This is a genomic window from Burkholderia sp. AU30198 (assembly GCF_020419825.1).
In the GTDB taxonomy this organism is placed as follows: domain Bacteria; phylum Pseudomonadota; class Gammaproteobacteria; order Burkholderiales; family Burkholderiaceae; genus Burkholderia.
The window spans coordinates 221,780-239,203 of record NZ_JAIZSA010000011.1; the positions used below are offsets into that span (position 1 = coordinate 221,780).

Here is a 17,424-nt window from a genome sequence, read left to right on the forward strand (position 1 = left end):
CCCGCGGGCTTGCCGCCGACGGCATCTCTCGCGCACGGAACTGCCGGACCGAACCTCAGAGGGAGGCTCGGTTGACGCGCGAAGTTCGCAGCTTCGACGTTCGCGCGCAGGATCGTCGTGGTGAGCTTTCTGCTTGGCTGTGCGGACAGGGGGAAGCGTAAGGAGTCGGAGCAAAACCATCGGTCACGCACATCGAACCTCACGAGAATGCGCCCTATACCACGGCCACGCAAGCGCTATCTCGCGTCGAGGCCATGATCGCCCCCAAGCAACACTACCGTCATCAACTTGCGCGTGACGGCCGCCAGCCAGCGCTTTTTCTCAGTTCCATCCCACGAACAGGCGACGCGCAGTGCGCGCGGCGGCCTGTTCAGCGGGGCGGGCTGTTAATTTCCACCGAGTCTTAACCCACCGGGGATGCGGTCGTTTTCTTGGACTGATTTAGGTCGTTAACCCGAAGCTTTCACGGTACTCGATGGGGCTGAGATAGCCAAGAGATCGAGTCAACAGCTGACGATTTCTTCTCGTTAGCATGCTGCTGTTGCCCGAGTGCTCACCCCATAAGAGGACGGTTACTATCAGACCCGCTCCCGAAGGTACTGGATGCACTTCAGTCGTAGACCCAACCGATTCGTGAGCGCACCTCGCGAGTGGGTTGCCGCATCATCTGCCACACTGGGACGTTGTTCGGAGGGCGCGGTGCTATCTACGCCGTGGACAGACTTCGCTATTTGAAGAGCAGCGTGACCTATCCAGACACGATCGCGCCACTCGCATTTCGCTCGATGGACGACTAGCCATGCCTGAAGTGATTCAACGAGCTGAGGGGGTGACAGCCACTGACGAGTTTTCCTTTGGGTGACGAGTTGCAGCCCAACAAGAAAACAGAGCAAATCAACATACCTGGTCGCGACGCGCATGGTTGGTCTTCTGGCTTTCAATGTTTGTGAACGCGTCGGTGTGTGCTCATCCTTGGATACTGAGCGCCTTCTCTAATGCGGCAATCAATTTGAATGCGTCATCCCGGCCGATCAGAAAACCCCGGCTGGTATACTCGCACCCGAATGCATAGAAGCTCGGCAACAGAGTCACCATGTCTTTCTGCTGATTGAAATCAACTTCGCATTTAGTCAGCGGGAAAAACGGAGGCACCTCGATCGACATGTTGTACACGATGCTCTCCTAGTACATTTTTCGGGGTGGCAACATGCGCTTCGCACGCAAGCGCTGCCTAGCAACGGCGCTGGCTTTTTTTCGCTTGCGTTCTGTCGTTGGCTTTTCATAGCCAGTGCGACTGCGCAACTCGCGGATCAGCCCTGTTTTCTCGATGCCACGTCGGAATCGCCGCAGCGCGACATCGATCGGTTCGTTGAGCTTTAGAGTAATTGTCGTCATGTAGATCCTGTTTCGAAAGGTTCAAATGGACACCTAGCCGAGCTGTGTCATGACGGCGCTTGCTATCTCGTCGGATTCGAATTCCGAATATCCGGCTCCGATCGACAGTGCACGATAGCCATGAACATTTGCAACTCATGTGGATGGCACATCGCTGAATCGGCGATTCTGGCGGGCACGACGGTGTCGATCCAGGTGACCTCATGTCGTCTGATCAAGCCGAGCAGTTCGTCGATGATCATTTCGCTCTCCAAAAGACAGGGGATTTGTGTTGCGCTGACGAGTCGCCTCAGCGCGCACTGGAAAAGAACCCCTGTTTGCCGCGATTGTCGTCGATGATGTTCTCGGCATAGAGCACAGAGGCACGACGGGCGTCGCCGGCGCTGTCAAATGGCGATGTGTCGTGCAATCTGAAAGTCTGGCTCTGCGTCAGCGTATCGGTGGTCCCGCGAAGGCAAATCTTGACCGCCGCGTCGAACCCTGCGTCGTAGTTATGCGGGCAGCCATTCGGCGCCGTCACGTGAGGGTAAATCAGTGGATAAATCTCGAATCCACGGTAGACGTGCATGCTCATGACAAACTCCTGGCGTTCGGCCACGACGAGTCGCATGGGCGAACACATCCAGCCGGTATCCACGTTGCAGAGCAGGCTGGTTGGTGAAGGGGACTACGTTGCAGCGCGAAGGAGGGGCGATGCAGCAAGAGGGCGGATGGAGGGGCGAAAGGTCAGAGGACTGATGGTCCCCCTGATGGACCCATCATACGCGCATCGTTTGATGCACGTCCAAATTATTTCGGGTTTTGAGCAAGAACGCATCGGCAGACGGTGCGACAAGCGCGCGGTATCGGCTTGCGAGCGTCAGGGGGTGACGTTGTCACGTGTCCATTCGATGACGACCGTGATCAAGCTAGCGTCGAACGAATCGCTTTCCCGTCGAAGCGATCGGCGCCCGGTCGTCTCTGTGCCGGAAATTGATGCGGCCTTTGGTCAGATCGTAGACGGACAACTCCAGCCTTACGTGATCCCCCGCGAGGATTCTGATACGGTACCTGCACATGCGTCCCGATGCGTATGCTGCGAACCGCAATGGCGGGCACTGATGATCGTCAATTCGTGGACATGACAAGTTGGCGCCGGCGCAACACTATCGTTGTGGATGCTTCATTTCTTTGGCTTCCATCGCGGTAAGTCGTTCTTCGCTTGCGGAAACGGATTCCATGGCTTCGTCGATCGAAGCTAATGCATACTCGCAAGCCAGTTTGGCTTCTTCAACCGTAGGCTCTGGCTCCTCATCGTCGCTGGGTGGAGGGGAAAGCATATCTCCGAGCATCATCGCCAGTTCGGGGGTGTCCCATTGTTCCCTCCTTTGTTCCTTCTTCTTTATATAGTGGCGGATTTCTGCGTCTTGCTCTGGCGAGAGTGGAAGGTGTCGAAACGTGTTGCTTGGTGTGGCGTCAATCATGATGTTGCTCCAAAGGTTTGATTCGACTCGCTCAAACTGCCTCCGGGATTGAGAGAGCCAAGGAAAATGTTGAGGATGAGAGAACAGGTTCCTATTTTCAGCTGTGCGAATCGTGCATTCGTTCGAGGCGCCCCAAAAGCTCATCCACTTGGAGTTCGATGACCTTGTTTCGCTGCGATTGCGTGCGGAGTTTGTTGAGCTTGACTTTCCAATACGCTGGATCGCTTACGGGCGATCTCTTGATGAAGGCATGTTGTGCTTGCTCAAGTAGTCCGATCGCTCGCCTGATATGGACCAATTCGCGTTCCACTTCGCAGTACCAGCTCATATTTTCCGCCTGTTGGTTATGATTTGTATCTTGGCTTGTTGCCTTTCGAGAACACTCGAGTTCACTCAAAGGCAGCGTCGGAGCCGATGCCGAGCTGTGCGGCTGCTGCACGACGGGTACGGTGAGGGGGGAATGTGGTGCGCAAGTAGGGGCGCGACACAGACTGCAGCGGAGGGCGAGCGATCAATCGGCAAACGTGGCTCGGATGAGGCCATCATACGCGTATCTCCGGTCGAGCAACTCTCTTATTTCGGCAGCGACAAAGAACACTTATTGTTGAATGATTGGTGTGACGTTGGCGGGTCCGTCGGCACGTCGATGGCTGGTGGCACATACGGCCGGGAAAAGTTGCTTTGCGCGTCCGAGCTCATCAACGCTTCCGAGGCTAAGGCGTTGGCAGGTTAGCCAGTGCTTGATGATGTTGATGGCCGTTGAACTTTCCCGCTTGCCATCGGACATTGGCGCGGTTGTCATCGCACCCTAGTTACGTTTGTAGCTGGCCCGTATTTCCCGCGCCATTTCGCTCGCTACACTAGCTTTAGGGATGCGCCACGACGAGTACGAATCGAACCATGACGCACTCACCCTGCCGACTCGCGAGTGCGACACCACTTCGCCCGCGCGCCCAGAACCGCCTTGACGACCTGGCTGCTAATTCCGGCAACGCCCGCGTCCGGCTGACTCCGCTCGCGCACCTGCTTCCCCGGGTGAATGAGGTTACGGGTATCGCGCAAGCCATCGGCATATTTCGCCAGGCTCGGTTCGAGCCAGTCCAGTGAGGCCGCCACCCGGATCATCTCCGCCGCGGTCCAGTCTTCTACAGCCTTGATGGCACCACCCCTGCCTCGGGGAACGCCTGTGGCAGACATCGCACGAACTTCATCCTCACGTAACCACGCTTGCAGGACAAGTTCCAGGATCGACCCCTCCATCACGACCGCAGCCAGCCAAGCGCGCGCTTTTGTACAGCGCGCTGCCTCCTCCCAGCGGAACCGTAAGTTGTTCGCGATGTCGGGTGGCAATCCAAGTTCGTCGAACGGCAGTTGTTCCTGCTGCAGTGGCGCAAGGATGGTCGCCGGCGGCACCAGCCCCAGCCGTTGAACGACCTCATTGACATAGTAACGTCGTCCGTCTGCACGAAGATACACGCTGGCTGGTTCGGTACCGAACCAGCCAGCATCTTCTCGCAAGAGTCCCCCAGCTTGCAGCGCCTCAAGCTCAAGGACCACTACGAGCGGATCTACATCAAAGAGCAACACAAGCAGTGCCGGCCTCGCAAGTCCCTGGCTCGCGAGGCTCTCGTCGAGTTCCCCGCTGCTGTGCACGAGCGCAATGATCCTGTCGCGCACCGGCACGCCTGGATCTCCTAGCGCCGGGTTACGCAAGCCGCGCTCACGCCACCGACGCTCACGAGCCACGAGGCCCGCTGGCGTTGCGAACCACGCATTCGCGCCCATTGCGTTCACGAGACGCTCCCGCTCAAGGGTGTTAAGCTCGGCTTCGATCGGCTCCCGCTCAAAAGCGAGCGCGGGCTCATGATCACGCAGCTCGTCGAGAGAATATCCGATTGCGTTTGTCTGCCTAGCATCGAACATCTCGTGAGAAAACAATGCGTCGCGAACGGCTAGGCTAGCGGGATCGATACTCATTAAATTAAGAAATGGACCTGATGAGGCCATTGTGCCATCAGTCGAGTCACCTCAAGCACCATTCCATGACCTAAGCTGTCGCCGCCATAAGCGCCCAGTGACTCCGTCTTTCCAAGTGGGGTTGCCCCAGTAACTCAGCCGAGTGGGACGTTGGCATCGACAATAGATTACTTAGCGACGACGCGACCTGCTCGGCGCCGTACTCCGGCCCGAAGCGAATCGAAACGTGACTCAAGAATGGTGGTCTCGACGACACATTCCAGCTCCATGGCCGCACCAATAGTCAGCCGGTCGTAGATGTAACGGTCAACAACGGACAACCCGACGGGAAGCTGACTATCTCCGGTCCGAACAGCGGCAACCCAAACACCAAGTGAGTTTTTTCGATTTCGCTACTGAAGAATACACAAGCGCTACGCACCAATTCACCACACTCCCCTCCAGTCTGTAATACTTTGCTCTGGAGGAGCATTTTGGAGCCAGCATGAGCATCAACTCCATCGTCGATTTTATCCAGCAGGGCCACGTCGCAACAATTGCGACTATCTCTTTTTTCACCGCGCCGATCCTTGGGGCTGTTACATTGGTCAAGTTCCGATTCGGAAGCCTGCGATTAGCCCAAGGCCGAACGAAGCGACTATATGACATCATGAACCGGAAGAACGGCGGACACACTGCCTCCTCAGGAGCATTGCAGCTGGCTACCAAAGACATGCTCGGTGTGGAACTACCCGGCGACGCAATCCGCTTCGCGCTTCAGCGTGATAGTCCACTTACACTTCTCCGCAATATCAAGCAAGCAGGGCTGCTCGTAAAATTTCGGGCAGACGAACAATGCTTCGAAGATGCACGAATCCGTCCAAAGCTGTCGTTCCAGCACATCTTTCACATCGCGATGGCGCTGATCGTCGCCCCCTATCTCGGCTTGATACTGTTCGGTGTAGTTTTGAAGCTCGTTGATCCCATCGCTGTTGCCGTGTTGTTCACATTGGATCTGATCGCTATGCCGGCGCTGACATTGGTCGCGCTCCGCGCAGATGCTGCACGCCGATTGCTCAATGCCAACGCAATTTATCCGCTGCCGCACGCGACACGATCGAGTCCGAGCACACCACTCACCGACGCAGTCAAAAAGCCGCGGACACGCCGCGCGACCAAGACAGACGATCATGGCAGCCCTCAAGTCGGTGCCGCTGAATCGCCTCCGATCGCTGTCTAATCGAACGGCTGACAACGCAACTCTTTTGGAGCTAACCAAGAATTTCCGGAGAAAACCTTGAAACGCGACTGGGATCTACTGCGCAAGCAACTTACCGACGTCGAGGAAGACCGCAACGTACTCGACGACATTCCCGATGCTCCGACATGGACAGACCAGCCGGAGGCGGAGTACACGCGCCAGTACGACGAATACCGCTCGATAGAAGGTCGAATCGCCGGCCATCTTGAATTGCTGATCGACAACGGGTACGTCGAAGGCATTCACGTCCTACGGGGCGCTGACGGACACATTTCGTTCGGCCTGTCGAGTCCACGACTGACAATGGCGGGCCACGATCTTCTCGACACGATGCGATCACTGCCCGTATGGGAAAAGATCAAAGCAACCGCTCAAACGAAAGGTATTGAATTGACGTTCGACGCCATCAAGACACTCGCAGGCTGGGCGCTCAAGCAACTCATCGGGACATAACGCGTCATGTCAAGATTGGAGTCGCCCCACGTGTCCGGGGACACAGGAACTCTCTTAAAATCACGGATATTCACGATGCAGAGAGCACCTCATTTTCCGAAAAACCCAAACTTTCTAGGCCATGAGCGGAACGACTGAACATCCAAAGGTTTTCATTTCGTACAGTTGGACGGATGCCAAACATGAACAGTTCGTCATCGACCTGGCAACCTCGCTTCGCAACCACGGCGTAGACGCAATTCTTGACAAATGGGACCTCAAACCCGGCCAGGACAAGTACGTGTTCATGGAATCGATGGTTGTCGACCCAGACGTATTGAAGGTTCTCGTCCTCTGTGACCGCAAATACCAGGAGAAAGCAAATAATCGTGCGGGCGGCGTTGGTACAGAGTCTCAGATCATCTCGCAAGAGCTTTACGGGAAAGTCAAGCAAACCAAGTTCATTCCCGTTGTTTGCGAGTATGACGCCGATGGACAGCCATGCCTTCCTGTCTTCATGCAAGGCCGGATTTACATCGACGTATCTACAGACGAACGGTACGGCAGCGGCCTTGACGAACTTTTGAGGCTCGTCTATGAGCAACCTTTCCATCAAAAGCCAAAGCTTGGCGGCCCTCCGGCATTCGTAACCAGCGGCGGGACTAGCTACGTCAAGGAGTTCGGAGCTGCGATTCGAGCTATCCAGGACGGTAAGCCGAACCGTCAGGGACTTGAGGCGTTGTTCATTAAAGGTGTACTGACGGAACTCGACAAGCTGTATGTCACGCCCACTGGAAACGACTACCACGAAGGCGTATACCAAGCCATCACGGGCACGAAAGGTCTCCGGGACCAAGTTGCTGATTACACAGAAACGGTCGCCGCGTTCTCGCTTGACGACCCGAGTTCCGTTGCCCCGTTCCTAAAGCTAATGGAAGGGCTTGGTGGGCAGTTCGGACCTCCGGTCACGTCAGGGCAGTACTATCCAGGATGGTCTGACTTGTACTCGTATTTCGCCCTTGAAGCGTTTCTTATTCAAGTTGCCGCACTTATCCGACACGGGCGCTGGAAGTCGCTACGCAAACTTGTCAGTGCAGCATACGTCCTCAGAAGCAGCCACGGGGAACTCAAGGCAGCAAGTTACATGGCGTTCGATACACATCTCGTATCTCTCGACGAACATCGCAACAACGATCTGAAACTGAATCGAATATCGGTCAGCGCGGATCTTCTAAAGGAGCGGTGCTCCGTCGATAAGACGAGTTTTGACGAACTCGCAGAGGCCGAGGTTTTCCTGATGCTGGAATCCATCGTGAGGCTTGATGCACTCAATTCGTCAAGCGTATGGTGGGCGAGAACTACGGTATATTCGTCGAACAAGCTGCCGCTCTTCATGCGCGCATCGGATGACGACGTCCGCAGAGGAATTCGCGTCGCGCTAGGCGTGGATACGGGTACCGCATTGAAAGCTACGCTGGATAACGCGAATACGAAACTTGGCGGATTTGGGCGACTCGGAAGGGGACGTTTCAGTGAATTCAATTTCACCGCAGCCATTAACTTCGACGAATTAGTAAAATAGGCGTAGGGGCGCAGGTAATCACCTGCCCTCTCGCCACTGTCTACTGCCGAAATACGTTATACGTCGGTATTCCGCTTCACCTCTGGCCTTTACCGCTTTCATGTCTTGCGGAACGACATCGCATTCTAATCGTCAATCGGAGTCGATTACAGCCCAATAGCGCCCATGGAAAGACAGCATCCAGCCCTATGCTACGGCACGTCACAAGAAGTCGTTATGGCCCGATTAACTCACCCCGATCCTTTTTGGCTTAGTAGTGTACGCATCGGTCGGATCGCGCACCGCTCCGGTCCACCACTAACGGTATTTGACCGTGCCAACAAACATGCACCGTCACTGATTTACCGATATTCAAGCTGCGCAGAAAACCCGCCGGAGCGGGTTTGGTTTGCTGCGATACCGCCGAACTACTTGCCCTTCGGCTTCGATTTGGGCGCCGGCGGCTTTTTCGCCTGAGCTAGATCGGAACCTGCGACGGACTTCTGGGCAGGGGTGCTCTTTTTGCTTGCTAGCTGCTTACTGGCCAGCGATGCGTCTTTTTTACCCGTAGTCATCAACACCTCTTCCGGAAGATGGTTAATTTTTACTACGATATCAATTTACGCCGGGTATTTCAGGGTCGACGAGTAGAGTTTACCCGAGATGTGGAATTGCTCTCCTCCAGGCGTCTCACGCTGCCCACACACGATTTAGCAAGCTAACTTGCATCCTCCTCGGTTTCATTTTCACTATCAGTTGCACGAGGACGCCCTGCCTTCATCTTCTTAGGCACCTGCCCCATACCGAACGTACGGATACGATCAGCTCCCTTGAGCCCAGGTATTGCCCGGCCTTCACAATAGACACCCGGTTCAGACGTACCGCGATTTATTTCCTACCCATCGTCAGCGTCCATGCCTTGGCAGTGGGCTTGACACGCACCATCTGTCCGTCATCCTTCGCGAAGTAGTCAGCTACGTAATCAGACAACCTCGCGACCTGGACTGGATTACTACAGTCGATAGCGTCAATGGCCCATCTCCCTTGTGCTCTGAGTTCCGCTTGATCCTTCCTCTCATGGCAGTCGAACATCAAACCTTGCCCACGCGTCACCCCACTCCAGCGATTCGCTATCTTATCCTTCAGCTCGCTCAACTGATTCCGTCTTACCAGCTCAGCATCGAAGAAGAAGATGCAATGGAAGTGGAATGCCCAATGCTCCCCTCCCTGTTCCATCTTGCAGATATAGCCGACCACCGGATCAAAAAGCGCTCGATCTGATCCACGATTGCGAAAGAACCGATCTCGATCCCCCATCGCTACGACGGGATCAATACGTGCTCTCGTCTCCGTTTTGCCGTCACCTATCGGAACATTCGACACCACTTGAGTCCAATCTCCATTAGCCACCCTCGCCCAGCTCGTTCGTACCCGTGCATCGTTGTCGTCAAACGCATCCATCGAGTAAGACAGATCTAGACGCAGCGGAATAAGCCTCCGATGACGCCCATATAACGTATTCAAGTACCGTCGAATAGAGCCCTCTTGGCTGACGAGGTTACCTCTCCAGTTGAATAGCGACTTCCTGACTCCTCTACGCACTGCCTCCGTACGCAGACAACCAATGAAGTTGTTGTATAGATCCGCTGCTACTGCCTTGTCGACGTTACTCGATAGCACACCGTTACTGAAAACCTGAGAAAAACGATGCTGCATGAAGCAGTCGAAAAAGAGTTGGAGATCAGCACTGTAGGCATACTCAGGCCAGTACAGGCCCATCCATTGCCCACATTGAGACATGAAGCCTGACAGGCTCCTATAGCCTGAATGCCCAATCGGGTTACGTACTGCTCGCTGATATCCTGCTCGACCACGGATCTCAAACGGCACTTGAGTAGTCTCCAGTACCGTATCAAGGAAGCGTACCAAATCTCGCATCAGGTCAGCATACTCATCGATCTCCCAATACCTGACAAAACCAGGATAAGATTGATTTTTCTCAAAGACGTTCGAATCGAATCCAAATCGATTACCATGACTTGCTTGGCGACTCATCTTGAATCTCCGTTATCAGGACATCCAATAGATGAGCGCTGTGATTTCTTACAACACAAGACAACGAGTGCTCATACACCAAGCACATACCACTCAGTTCACGGCAAGAAGTAAAGCAATGTGATTCGATACCTCAAGCAGTCAGTACAATGAGGTCACACTCTCCATGCATGTGGATCCATGATGATGATTACATCTATCACTGATGACGTTCAGCAATGTCAGATTCATCACTCTCGTTCCATGACACTCAATCATGGAGTTCTCATTTCTCCCCACAAGACATCTCACCACACCCACAATACTCCGCTCGTCTATAGCCAAGAATATTCTCGAATGCAATCTTAATATAGGAGACAGCAAGATCACCGCCCAACAAACGCCACCAACAATCACCATTATAGCCAGAAAACACAAGCATCCCAGGGAATTTAAGCGATCAATTTCATGGGGATAATCGTTATCGAATTATCCAGACAATCACCTTAACCAGATGACGCAAACATACCCGATATAACGCACTCCGACTACCTCCATCGGATAGAGAGCCGCCACCGACCGGCGAAATACCATGGCATTTACCCCCTTTTGAATTCACCCGTTCAATATGCGCAGCGCTTTAACTAGAACAGTCAATGCCGGCTGCTCAGGCAACCAAAATGCGGCAGAGCGACACGAATCTTCACCGTGTCCGGTAGCTTTGACGAACACACATCTACCGCGAGAGTTGGCACCAACACGGTGCAAATCAGCCTCCAGCGGCGTACGATACAAGAATGGATAGGGGCATCTACACTGCTACATTTGCTACGGTAGCAAATGTAGCAGTGTAGCACCGGCAACAATTACCTCTCACTTACCTGCTTCGCGCGTAAGCTCAGGACGGGCAGCCTCGGTATGATGAGCCCCGTTCTCGCAGAACCTGTTGCCTGGACGCAAAACAATAAGGCGCATGCAAATAGCACGCGCCTTATTGCTCAATCCCAAGGCTTATGGCACCAGGACATCTGATGGAATTTTCCATTCTAGATTAAAAATTTTTAATCGGACGGAGAAATTGATGAGTTAGCGGTTCGCCCAAAGGAGGAAAAACGATGATGCGCCCGCCCTTCCTCCCACGGTCCACCGAAATATGCCCTTCATCTCCGAGTTCGTCAATTGCCATCCCCAAAACAGCTGGCTCGCCACGAATATTCGAATAATTATTGAGCTCTCGCTCCGTATAGCGGCCAGGCGTAAGCTTTTGACAGCGATATGGCGCTGCACGCACTCCCTGAAGCCACAAAAGAAGATCTCGCTTAGCCTCGTCGATCTTTTGCCGTTGCGACGGGAAATACTCCGAAAAAATTCGTATGAATTCGTGTGCATACCACTCGCACAGTGCGATCGCGCTCTCCATCGAATCTCCCGAAACATCACCAGACCGTCCTTCGAAATAGTCAAGCAACGTGGCAATGCGACTCGCCTGCTGGGCAAGCTTACGAAAAAATGACTTCATGTCATCTGAATATGATCCACAAATCAGATCATCATGAACCCGCTCCTTAAAATACCTCCAATAGAGTTTGGCGTCATCCGACAATCTGCGTACTTGCCGATCATGCGGCAACGGTACAGTCTGTTCCAAGATTTGTCTGACCCGCTCATTGAAAAGCCCGAGCTTCAGTTCGGACATGTCTTCAACATAAACCCGTTGCCCCGGCTTGTCGTCGGCGTACGGTGCCGCGACTAGAAATCTCGACATCAATCCTACTTCGAAAGCCTCACTACCGCGACGCTTCATGTAGTTGGAAAATTTGCCTTCTTGGACCTGAAGCACTATGGTCAATCTTGGCTCCACTGGGCGGCGATCTCCACTAACAAGAGCCGTCGGCCGGTCTTCACCGCTCCAATAGCTACTCAGCATTGCTTGCTGGCTGAACGTTATACCAGTGAGAACCGGTCCAGCCTCCGGTGAAAAAATGCCGATGGCACCGTGCTCAATGAGTACATCCCGCAATCCCTGCGGCGACAATTCCGCATATCTTAATTGTCGTTGTTCAGGTTTCACCGGCCGGTCCAGCTCGTGCTGCAAACGCGCCTGACAAATAAGCTGCTCCTCGGCTGAACCTTTCTCGACGCGACCGTACTCCTTCGAAAGTCGCCGATCATCTTCTTGCCAGATTTTCTGCTCAGCACGAAACTGTGGCTCCTTGACAGCGACCTCTTCAGACTGTCTGCGCTCGAACGCAACAAATTCTCGAATGAAGCGCTGCTCGGCCAACGACTTTCCGCCGCTTGAATTACTGATCGCTATCAAAAAAAGGGAACACGGCGCGGGCTCATGGCCGGGACACTTAATGTTGGCAAAGCGCTGGACGGCAAGTGAAATCGCTCCGAGCGCAGCATGGGCCGCTAGTTCGACCGGCAAATTTAGATTTTCGGTCACCTCGAATACAGCATCACGAATGATGGGCGGAAACACCTCCGCCGGGTAGCACCCGTGGGACGTGGGCCACTGATAGTCGATATCACCGTTCATGTACCTCGTTATTGGCATGTTCGGTCCTCGTTAAGGCGCGACCGCGGAAGACGCTAACGCTCCCGACAGAACAAACGAAGAGGTGTGCCCGTTGTCCGCGTCGGACATAGACACGATCACGGCAGGCTCCTGGACAGCTCCATCGCAATCCTGTTTGACCTCTTCGTGATCGCTCATGCTCTCCGAAGCGACTGACATTGAATGCCAACCTATGGCAGCAGCGCCTTCAAGTACGACCTCGCTTGCGACTGCGGGCATATCGACCAGAATCGCCGCGTATGTCGTCCCATGGGTGACGTTCAGTTCGTTCGCCGAGCGAAACCAACGGGATGTAAGGACATTGATTGCTTGCCAGGTTCTCAGCGTATCGTTGGCTGGCGAGTAGACAGATAAAGATACTTGGACGCTCATGCGGCCTCCCGTGCGCTCGTCATGGGCCTGTATTGACCGATGTGCGCCACAACACCACATTGCCCCATCATGCAATCGTCGAGCACGTCCTTCCACGCGACAACAGCACGCAACGATGTTTGAATACTGGAAATCATAGTCTGTATTCCTTAATAAATTGAATTGATCTTCACTGACTTTCAGTTGACTGCAACTACATCACGGTTGATTTAGCACGAACCCAGCATGGCCGGACTCGATCTGACATTTACGCGTCAGTGGGTGCCTACGAACCGTTTTCCTCTTCGGCCTCGTGCGGGAGGCTCGACCCGCAACGCTCGCAGCGCACACGCCCGCCGCTTTCTTTGCGTTGCTTCCGCTCAACCTCGAGCAACGAGCGGAAACCGCCGATGGAGAGCGACAGACCCAAGCTATCGAGTTCTGCGACAATTTGCTTCTGCGGAACTTCGCGTGCAATCGCGCGCTCGATGGCCAGATATGCCTTCTGAAACAGAAGAGCCTTTTGTTGCAGTTTGCTTGGCTGCAACGCGTCGAGTTGGTCGATGAAGCGTTGTACGTCTGCTTCGCCGTCAGTGACGGTTGATTGCGGCTGGGGAGGAATAGTCAGGGTCATCGCATCCTCCTCTTACATCGTGCCGCGCAGTTGCGCGCGTGCTTCGATCCAAGCGTCGACTTCCGATTCGAGGAAGCCAATCGAGCGTGCAGTCAGCTTGATCTTGCGGGGGAAGGTGGGGTCGCTCGACATAAGCACGTACAAGGTCGCACGCGACAGATTAGTGCGCTCGATCAATTGCTTCATCCGCAGAATGCGCAGCGCCTTGCAGAGTTGGCGAGCCATCTCGGAAATGTTGATCGGCACATCATGGTGCGTGGGGGTGGACTGGCGCGGAACGGCGTTCTGCGCGTGCTGCTTGTTCATGACTTTCTCCATCACTGTTAGGGCAAACGAGGTTGTCTATCCTCGTTTGCCGGAATCCGGCGGGTGCCGGGAGTGACGAAGAATGCGGCCGGAACAGCGGTTCCGGGCAACCACATTTTTTCTGCCCTTGTCCAGGAAGGCTCACGGACGTCCAAGGCGGAACAAAACCACGGCCGGGCGGAACTACAAGCGGAACAAGCCACAATGATCGTGGCATCGCGGGCATCGGTCTTGGCGTCACCGGCATGCAGGCGGCGATGCAGGCATGGCCAGTCCCCGCAGATAGGCGACGAGTACACCTGCGGTGCTATCGACCGGATGAATTTGCAACCGCGCCAGATCCACGCCAACGCGAGCAATCATGTCCATGCCCCCCTTTAGCGGAAGGCTACGTAACCCCAGCCATGATGCCCCCGACGGTGCCGATCTGGTGATCGGGGCGGTCCTCACCAATTTGGATCATGACCGTGACCGGGGGTGGGAAACATACCGGGCCTGGCTAGCCAAAGCCCTGATTATCGGGACGAAGATAGTAACAGTGAGGCTTGATGGATTTCATGCCGACATCTGACCAACTTGATGAGTTAGAATTTACTATCGAAACTTGAAAGAGGTTGCCAGATGGAAGAGTGCGTAGTGTTGTCGCCTGGCCCCCTGATTGGTATTGCAGGTCTTTGCTGGGCAATTTCTTATGCGAAATTCCCAACTGGAGAGAAAGGGGGATTAAAAAATATTGATTGCATTCTCTCTAAGAGATTCCTGAGGCACGATCCGAAGAATGCAGCATTCTCATTTTCCACTTCGTTGTCGGATACTGATCGTCGTGAGCTGAAGCGATTATGGAATCTGGGGCACCTGCCTCAGTTGCGATACCCAATGACGAAAGAGGAAATGTCCGATTTTCAGGTGGCTCTCTCTAAGAAATCAAAGAATAAAACGTGGGAGGCAATTTTTGTTGATGCGAATGAGATTAATAGACGCAAGGCTGAACAAATCAGAATTGAAGATAAACACCGGACGGAGTTGCTGCACGAATTCAGCATTGGGAGAATTATCTTTGTTGATGAAGACAATGTTCCTATCCGGGATCTGTCTGGTACGCCCCTTATCTCCCGCGAGCAAGCGATTGCGTATTTAATACGGTGCGGGCTGGTGGTCCGAGATGAAGATGATCTGTTGATTGACCATGGTGACGTTGGAAATGATGAGTCTGATGCAAAAGACGCATCGAGGAAGTGGGGGTCCATCGCTGAGAGGAATGCTGCAATTGTTGCTTATCACCGTGATATGAAACGACAATTTAGGGACTGTACGCAGAGGACGATCAGAGAGTTTGGCCTCAGCGATAGCCTTATCCGTAGGATTGTCCGGGATTATGTTCCACCGTCCTTTCCATCGGCAAGCAAGCGTAAGTAATTTCGCACGCCCACTTGATGCCACATACGCCGCACTCGCTTCGGTTGGTTGACACGCCGCTCACTGCTCTCACCATGCTGTGCGGCCTCAACGATGATCTCGCCGCCCAAGTCACTCAAACCAGCAACGGCATTCGCGGCCTGCTCACCCAGATCCATCCCGCACTTGAGCGCGTTCTCGGGCCGCGCCTCGATCATCCGGCCGCGCTCGATCTATTCGAACGCGGCCCGTCGCCCGCCGCGCTTGCCGCAACCAGCGAGAAAACGCTGTTAGGCGACTGAACCACTGCCTCGAAAACCTCTCGCGCGAAGACACCGTAACCGAAGTCTATCGGCTAGCCGATCCCGCCGAACGCCGAGACGACAGCCTCGCTGATCATGGAATTGCTCCAGCAGCGATTGCGGCATCGTCAGATCGCCCGCCACCTGGGCATGTTCGCCTTGACCATCAGCAGCTTGCTGGCGCGTGCCTGACTATCTTGGTTGAGCAACCTGCAACCGCGTGAACCGGTTCAGCGCTACGAGCACGAGGCACCGGCCGACTTGCTGCACATCTACATCAAGAAGCTCGGTCGAATCGTGCGTCCTGGCCATCGCATCACCGGCAATCGGCGCGATACGGTGGACGGCGTTGGCTGGGAGTATCTATTCGTCGCCGTAGACGGTCACGCTCGGATTGCGCTCACGGCAATTCATTGTGACGATACGAAGGGCAGTGCCGTGAAATTCCTGCGCGGCGCCGTGGCGTGATAGTACGAACTCGACACTGGGGGACAGCGGGGCTCTAGCATCGGACAGCGGCATGCGACGATCTTGCCGCTCACGCAGTCCAGACCTTCTTGGCCCTTCTCGCCAGTTGAGCAAACAGCCTAGGCGATGGCCTGCGAAAAAGCACGGATCTCAATCGGCGGATCGGACGACAGCTTGACTCAGGCGTGTACTCGTGTCCCGCTTTTTTGAATTGCATCAAGCCGAGTATAGGAGACATCGGGACTGCTCTAGTCTCTTTGTACAAGCATCAATTTGCGGGCCACGCGCTTGAGTGCGATGAACCGGGCTACGATCCAGTGCCCTAGAGCCAGCCAGAGTCAGATGATGGGCCTTGCGATGGGCTGGAAAACAAAATTTCGTCCAACTATTTGAATTTACTTGATTTTTACGATACCCTAGGCGGAGGTCATGGAAATCGAATGGCGGGGCCCGCGAGCACGGAACCGGATGTCGAACGGAATCGGTAGTCGGTCATTGTCGCACGCCCCGATGACGATTCCGCCTATTCGTCGCCCGACAACCCGTTGCCCTCTTCGAAACGCGTCACGCCCTTCAGCGCGCGCAGCTTGTCGCAGATCGCCCGGTATTCGAGTTCCGACACCCGCGCGAGTGCGATGCGCACCTCGTCGTGCTCGCCCGTGTCGTCGGCACGCTGCACGATGAACTGCTTCACGCGCGCGCTGTCCGCGCCGAGCGCCGCGTGCAGCGAATCGAAGTTCAGCGCGCCGCTCACGACCGTCAGCGCGAGCTGGCGCCGCTGGCGCACCGTGAAGTAGCGCCGCTCCAGCGGCTTGATGCCGGCCAGGATGATCAGGATGATGATCGTCGCCGAAATCGACGCGACGTAGAGCCCGCCGCCCACCGCGAGGCCGATCGCAGCGACCGACCACAGGCTCGCGGCGGTCGTCAGCCCGCGCACGATCTCCCCGCGCAGCAGGATCGACCCCGCGCCGAGGAAGCCGATGCCCGACACGACCTGCGCGGCGATCCGCGACGGATCGAGCACGATGTGCTCGCTGCTGCCCAGCACATCGGCGAACCCGAACGCCGACACGATCATGATCAGCGTCGAGCCGACGCATACGAGCATGTGCGTGCGCAGGCCGGCCGCCCACGACAGGCGCTCACGCTCGAAGCCGATGACACTGCCGAGCGCCGCCGCGAGGACGAGCCGCATCACGAGTTCCAGGTTGCTCAGCATGCGATTTATCTCCTTTTCTGGTGCCGGCCGCGCGGAATGTTTTATCCTTGGCCCCGGCCGCGC

The 17,424-nt window shown here is 55.0% G+C and carries 15 protein-coding genes and 4 pseudogenes; 6 read left to right on the forward strand and 13 right to left on the reverse strand.

Annotation, left to right across the window (positions count from 1 at the left end):
- Positions 1-966 precede the first annotated feature (966 nt).
- The 7 genes and pseudogenes from LGN19_RS24110 to LGN19_RS24140 all read right to left on the reverse strand — a co-directional run bounded on the left by LGN19_RS24110 (position 967) and on the right by LGN19_RS24140 (position 4,835).
- Positions 967-1,164 (reverse strand): hypothetical protein, encoded by a 198-nt coding sequence (locus tag LGN19_RS24110; protein WP_262390476.1) that lies wholly within the window; start codon positions 1,162-1,164, stop codon positions 967-969.
- 18 nt (positions 1,165-1,182) lie between these two features.
- Positions 1,183-1,395, reverse strand: a complete 213-nt coding sequence (gene rpsU / locus LGN19_RS24115; protein ID WP_009906956.1) for a 30S ribosomal protein S21 — start codon at positions 1,393-1,395, stop codon at positions 1,183-1,185.
- 33 nt (positions 1,396-1,428) lie between these two features.
- Positions 1,429-1,637, reverse strand: a pseudogene (locus tag LGN19_RS24120) (hypothetical protein).
- Between the two features lie 47 nt (positions 1,638-1,684).
- Positions 1,685-1,969 carry a hypothetical protein gene (locus tag LGN19_RS24125; protein ID WP_009906957.1) on the reverse strand — a complete coding sequence of 95 codons (285 nt, stop codon included), beginning with the start codon at positions 1,967-1,969 and terminating at the stop codon, positions 1,685-1,687.
- A gap of 334 nt (positions 1,970-2,303) precedes the next feature.
- Positions 2,304-2,471: pseudogene (locus tag LGN19_RS24130) on the reverse strand (translation initiation factor IF-1); the annotation flags it as partial.
- A 69-nt stretch (positions 2,472-2,540) separates the two neighbouring features.
- Entirely contained in the window at positions 2,541-2,858 is a 318-nt protein-coding gene (locus LGN19_RS24135; RefSeq protein ID WP_226217514.1) for a hypothetical protein, read from the reverse strand.
- Positions 2,859-3,767: 909 nt separating this feature from the next.
- The gene (locus LGN19_RS24140) at positions 3,768-4,835 is read right to left on the reverse strand and encodes a hypothetical protein (RefSeq protein WP_226217516.1); all 1,068 of its coding nucleotides are present in this window, start codon (positions 4,833-4,835) and stop codon (positions 3,768-3,770) included.
- A gap of 484 nt (positions 4,836-5,319) precedes the next feature.
- Here LGN19_RS24140 and LGN19_RS24145 point away from each other — a divergent pair, with 484 nt between their 5' ends.
- From LGN19_RS24145 to LGN19_RS24155, 3 genes are all read left to right on the forward strand, one after another.
- Positions 5,320-6,054, forward strand: a complete 735-nt coding sequence (locus tag LGN19_RS24145; protein ID WP_226217518.1) for a hypothetical protein — start codon at positions 5,320-5,322, stop codon at positions 6,052-6,054.
- A gap of 57 nt (positions 6,055-6,111) precedes the next feature.
- The gene (locus LGN19_RS24150) at positions 6,112-6,528 is read left to right on the forward strand and encodes a DUF2513 domain-containing protein (protein ID WP_226217520.1); all 417 of its coding nucleotides are present in this window, start codon (positions 6,112-6,114) and stop codon (positions 6,526-6,528) included.
- A 121-nt stretch (positions 6,529-6,649) separates the two neighbouring features.
- A complete protein-coding gene (locus tag LGN19_RS24155) occupies positions 6,650-8,089 on the forward strand; it encodes a toll/interleukin-1 receptor domain-containing protein (RefSeq protein ID WP_226217522.1) in 1,440 nt (479 codons plus the stop codon).
- A gap of 867 nt (positions 8,090-8,956) precedes the next feature.
- Here LGN19_RS24155 and LGN19_RS24160 read toward each other — a convergent pair.
- The 5 genes from LGN19_RS24160 to LGN19_RS24180 all read right to left on the reverse strand — a co-directional run bounded on the left by LGN19_RS24160 (position 8,957) and on the right by LGN19_RS24180 (position 13,974).
- Complete coding sequence (locus LGN19_RS24160) at positions 8,957-10,123, reverse strand: inovirus-type Gp2 protein (protein WP_226217524.1); 1,167 nt, start codon at positions 10,121-10,123, stop codon at positions 8,957-8,959.
- A gap of 1,030 nt (positions 10,124-11,153) precedes the next feature.
- Positions 11,154-12,644 carry a DUF3987 domain-containing protein gene (locus tag LGN19_RS24165; RefSeq protein WP_226217526.1) on the reverse strand — a complete coding sequence of 497 codons (1,491 nt, stop codon included), beginning with the start codon at positions 12,642-12,644 and terminating at the stop codon, positions 11,154-11,156.
- A gap of 30 nt (positions 12,645-12,674) precedes the next feature.
- Entirely contained in the window at positions 12,675-13,055 is a 381-nt protein-coding gene (locus LGN19_RS24170) for a hypothetical protein (protein ID WP_226217528.1), read from the reverse strand.
- Positions 13,056-13,320: 265 nt separating this feature from the next.
- Positions 13,321-13,668, reverse strand: coding sequence for a hypothetical protein (locus LGN19_RS24175; protein WP_226217530.1), 348 nt, complete (start codon positions 13,666-13,668; stop codon positions 13,321-13,323).
- Positions 13,669-13,680: 12 nt separating this feature from the next.
- The gene (locus LGN19_RS24180; protein ID WP_226217532.1) at positions 13,681-13,974 is read right to left on the reverse strand and encodes a helix-turn-helix transcriptional regulator; all 294 of its coding nucleotides are present in this window, start codon (positions 13,972-13,974) and stop codon (positions 13,681-13,683) included.
- Positions 13,975-14,595: 621 nt separating this feature from the next.
- On the opposite strand from LGN19_RS24180, the gene LGN19_RS24185 reads away from it, so the two are divergent.
- The 3 genes and pseudogenes from LGN19_RS24185 to LGN19_RS24195 all read left to right on the forward strand — a co-directional run.
- The gene (locus LGN19_RS24185; protein WP_226217575.1) at positions 14,596-15,390 is read left to right on the forward strand and encodes a hypothetical protein; all 795 of its coding nucleotides are present in this window, start codon (positions 14,596-14,598) and stop codon (positions 15,388-15,390) included.
- Positions 15,391-15,398: 8 nt separating this feature from the next.
- Positions 15,399-15,659 (forward strand): annotated as a pseudogene (locus tag LGN19_RS24190) (IS110 family transposase); the annotation flags it as partial.
- Between the two features lie 84 nt (positions 15,660-15,743).
- Positions 15,744-16,136: pseudogene (locus LGN19_RS24195) on the forward strand (IS481 family transposase); the annotation flags it as partial.
- A gap of 526 nt (positions 16,137-16,662) precedes the next feature.
- Here LGN19_RS24195 and LGN19_RS24200 read toward each other — a convergent pair.
- A complete protein-coding gene (locus LGN19_RS24200) occupies positions 16,663-17,361 on the reverse strand; it encodes an MgtC/SapB family protein (RefSeq protein ID WP_174957853.1) in 699 nt (232 codons plus the stop codon).
- Positions 17,362-17,424: the final 63 nt, after the last annotated feature.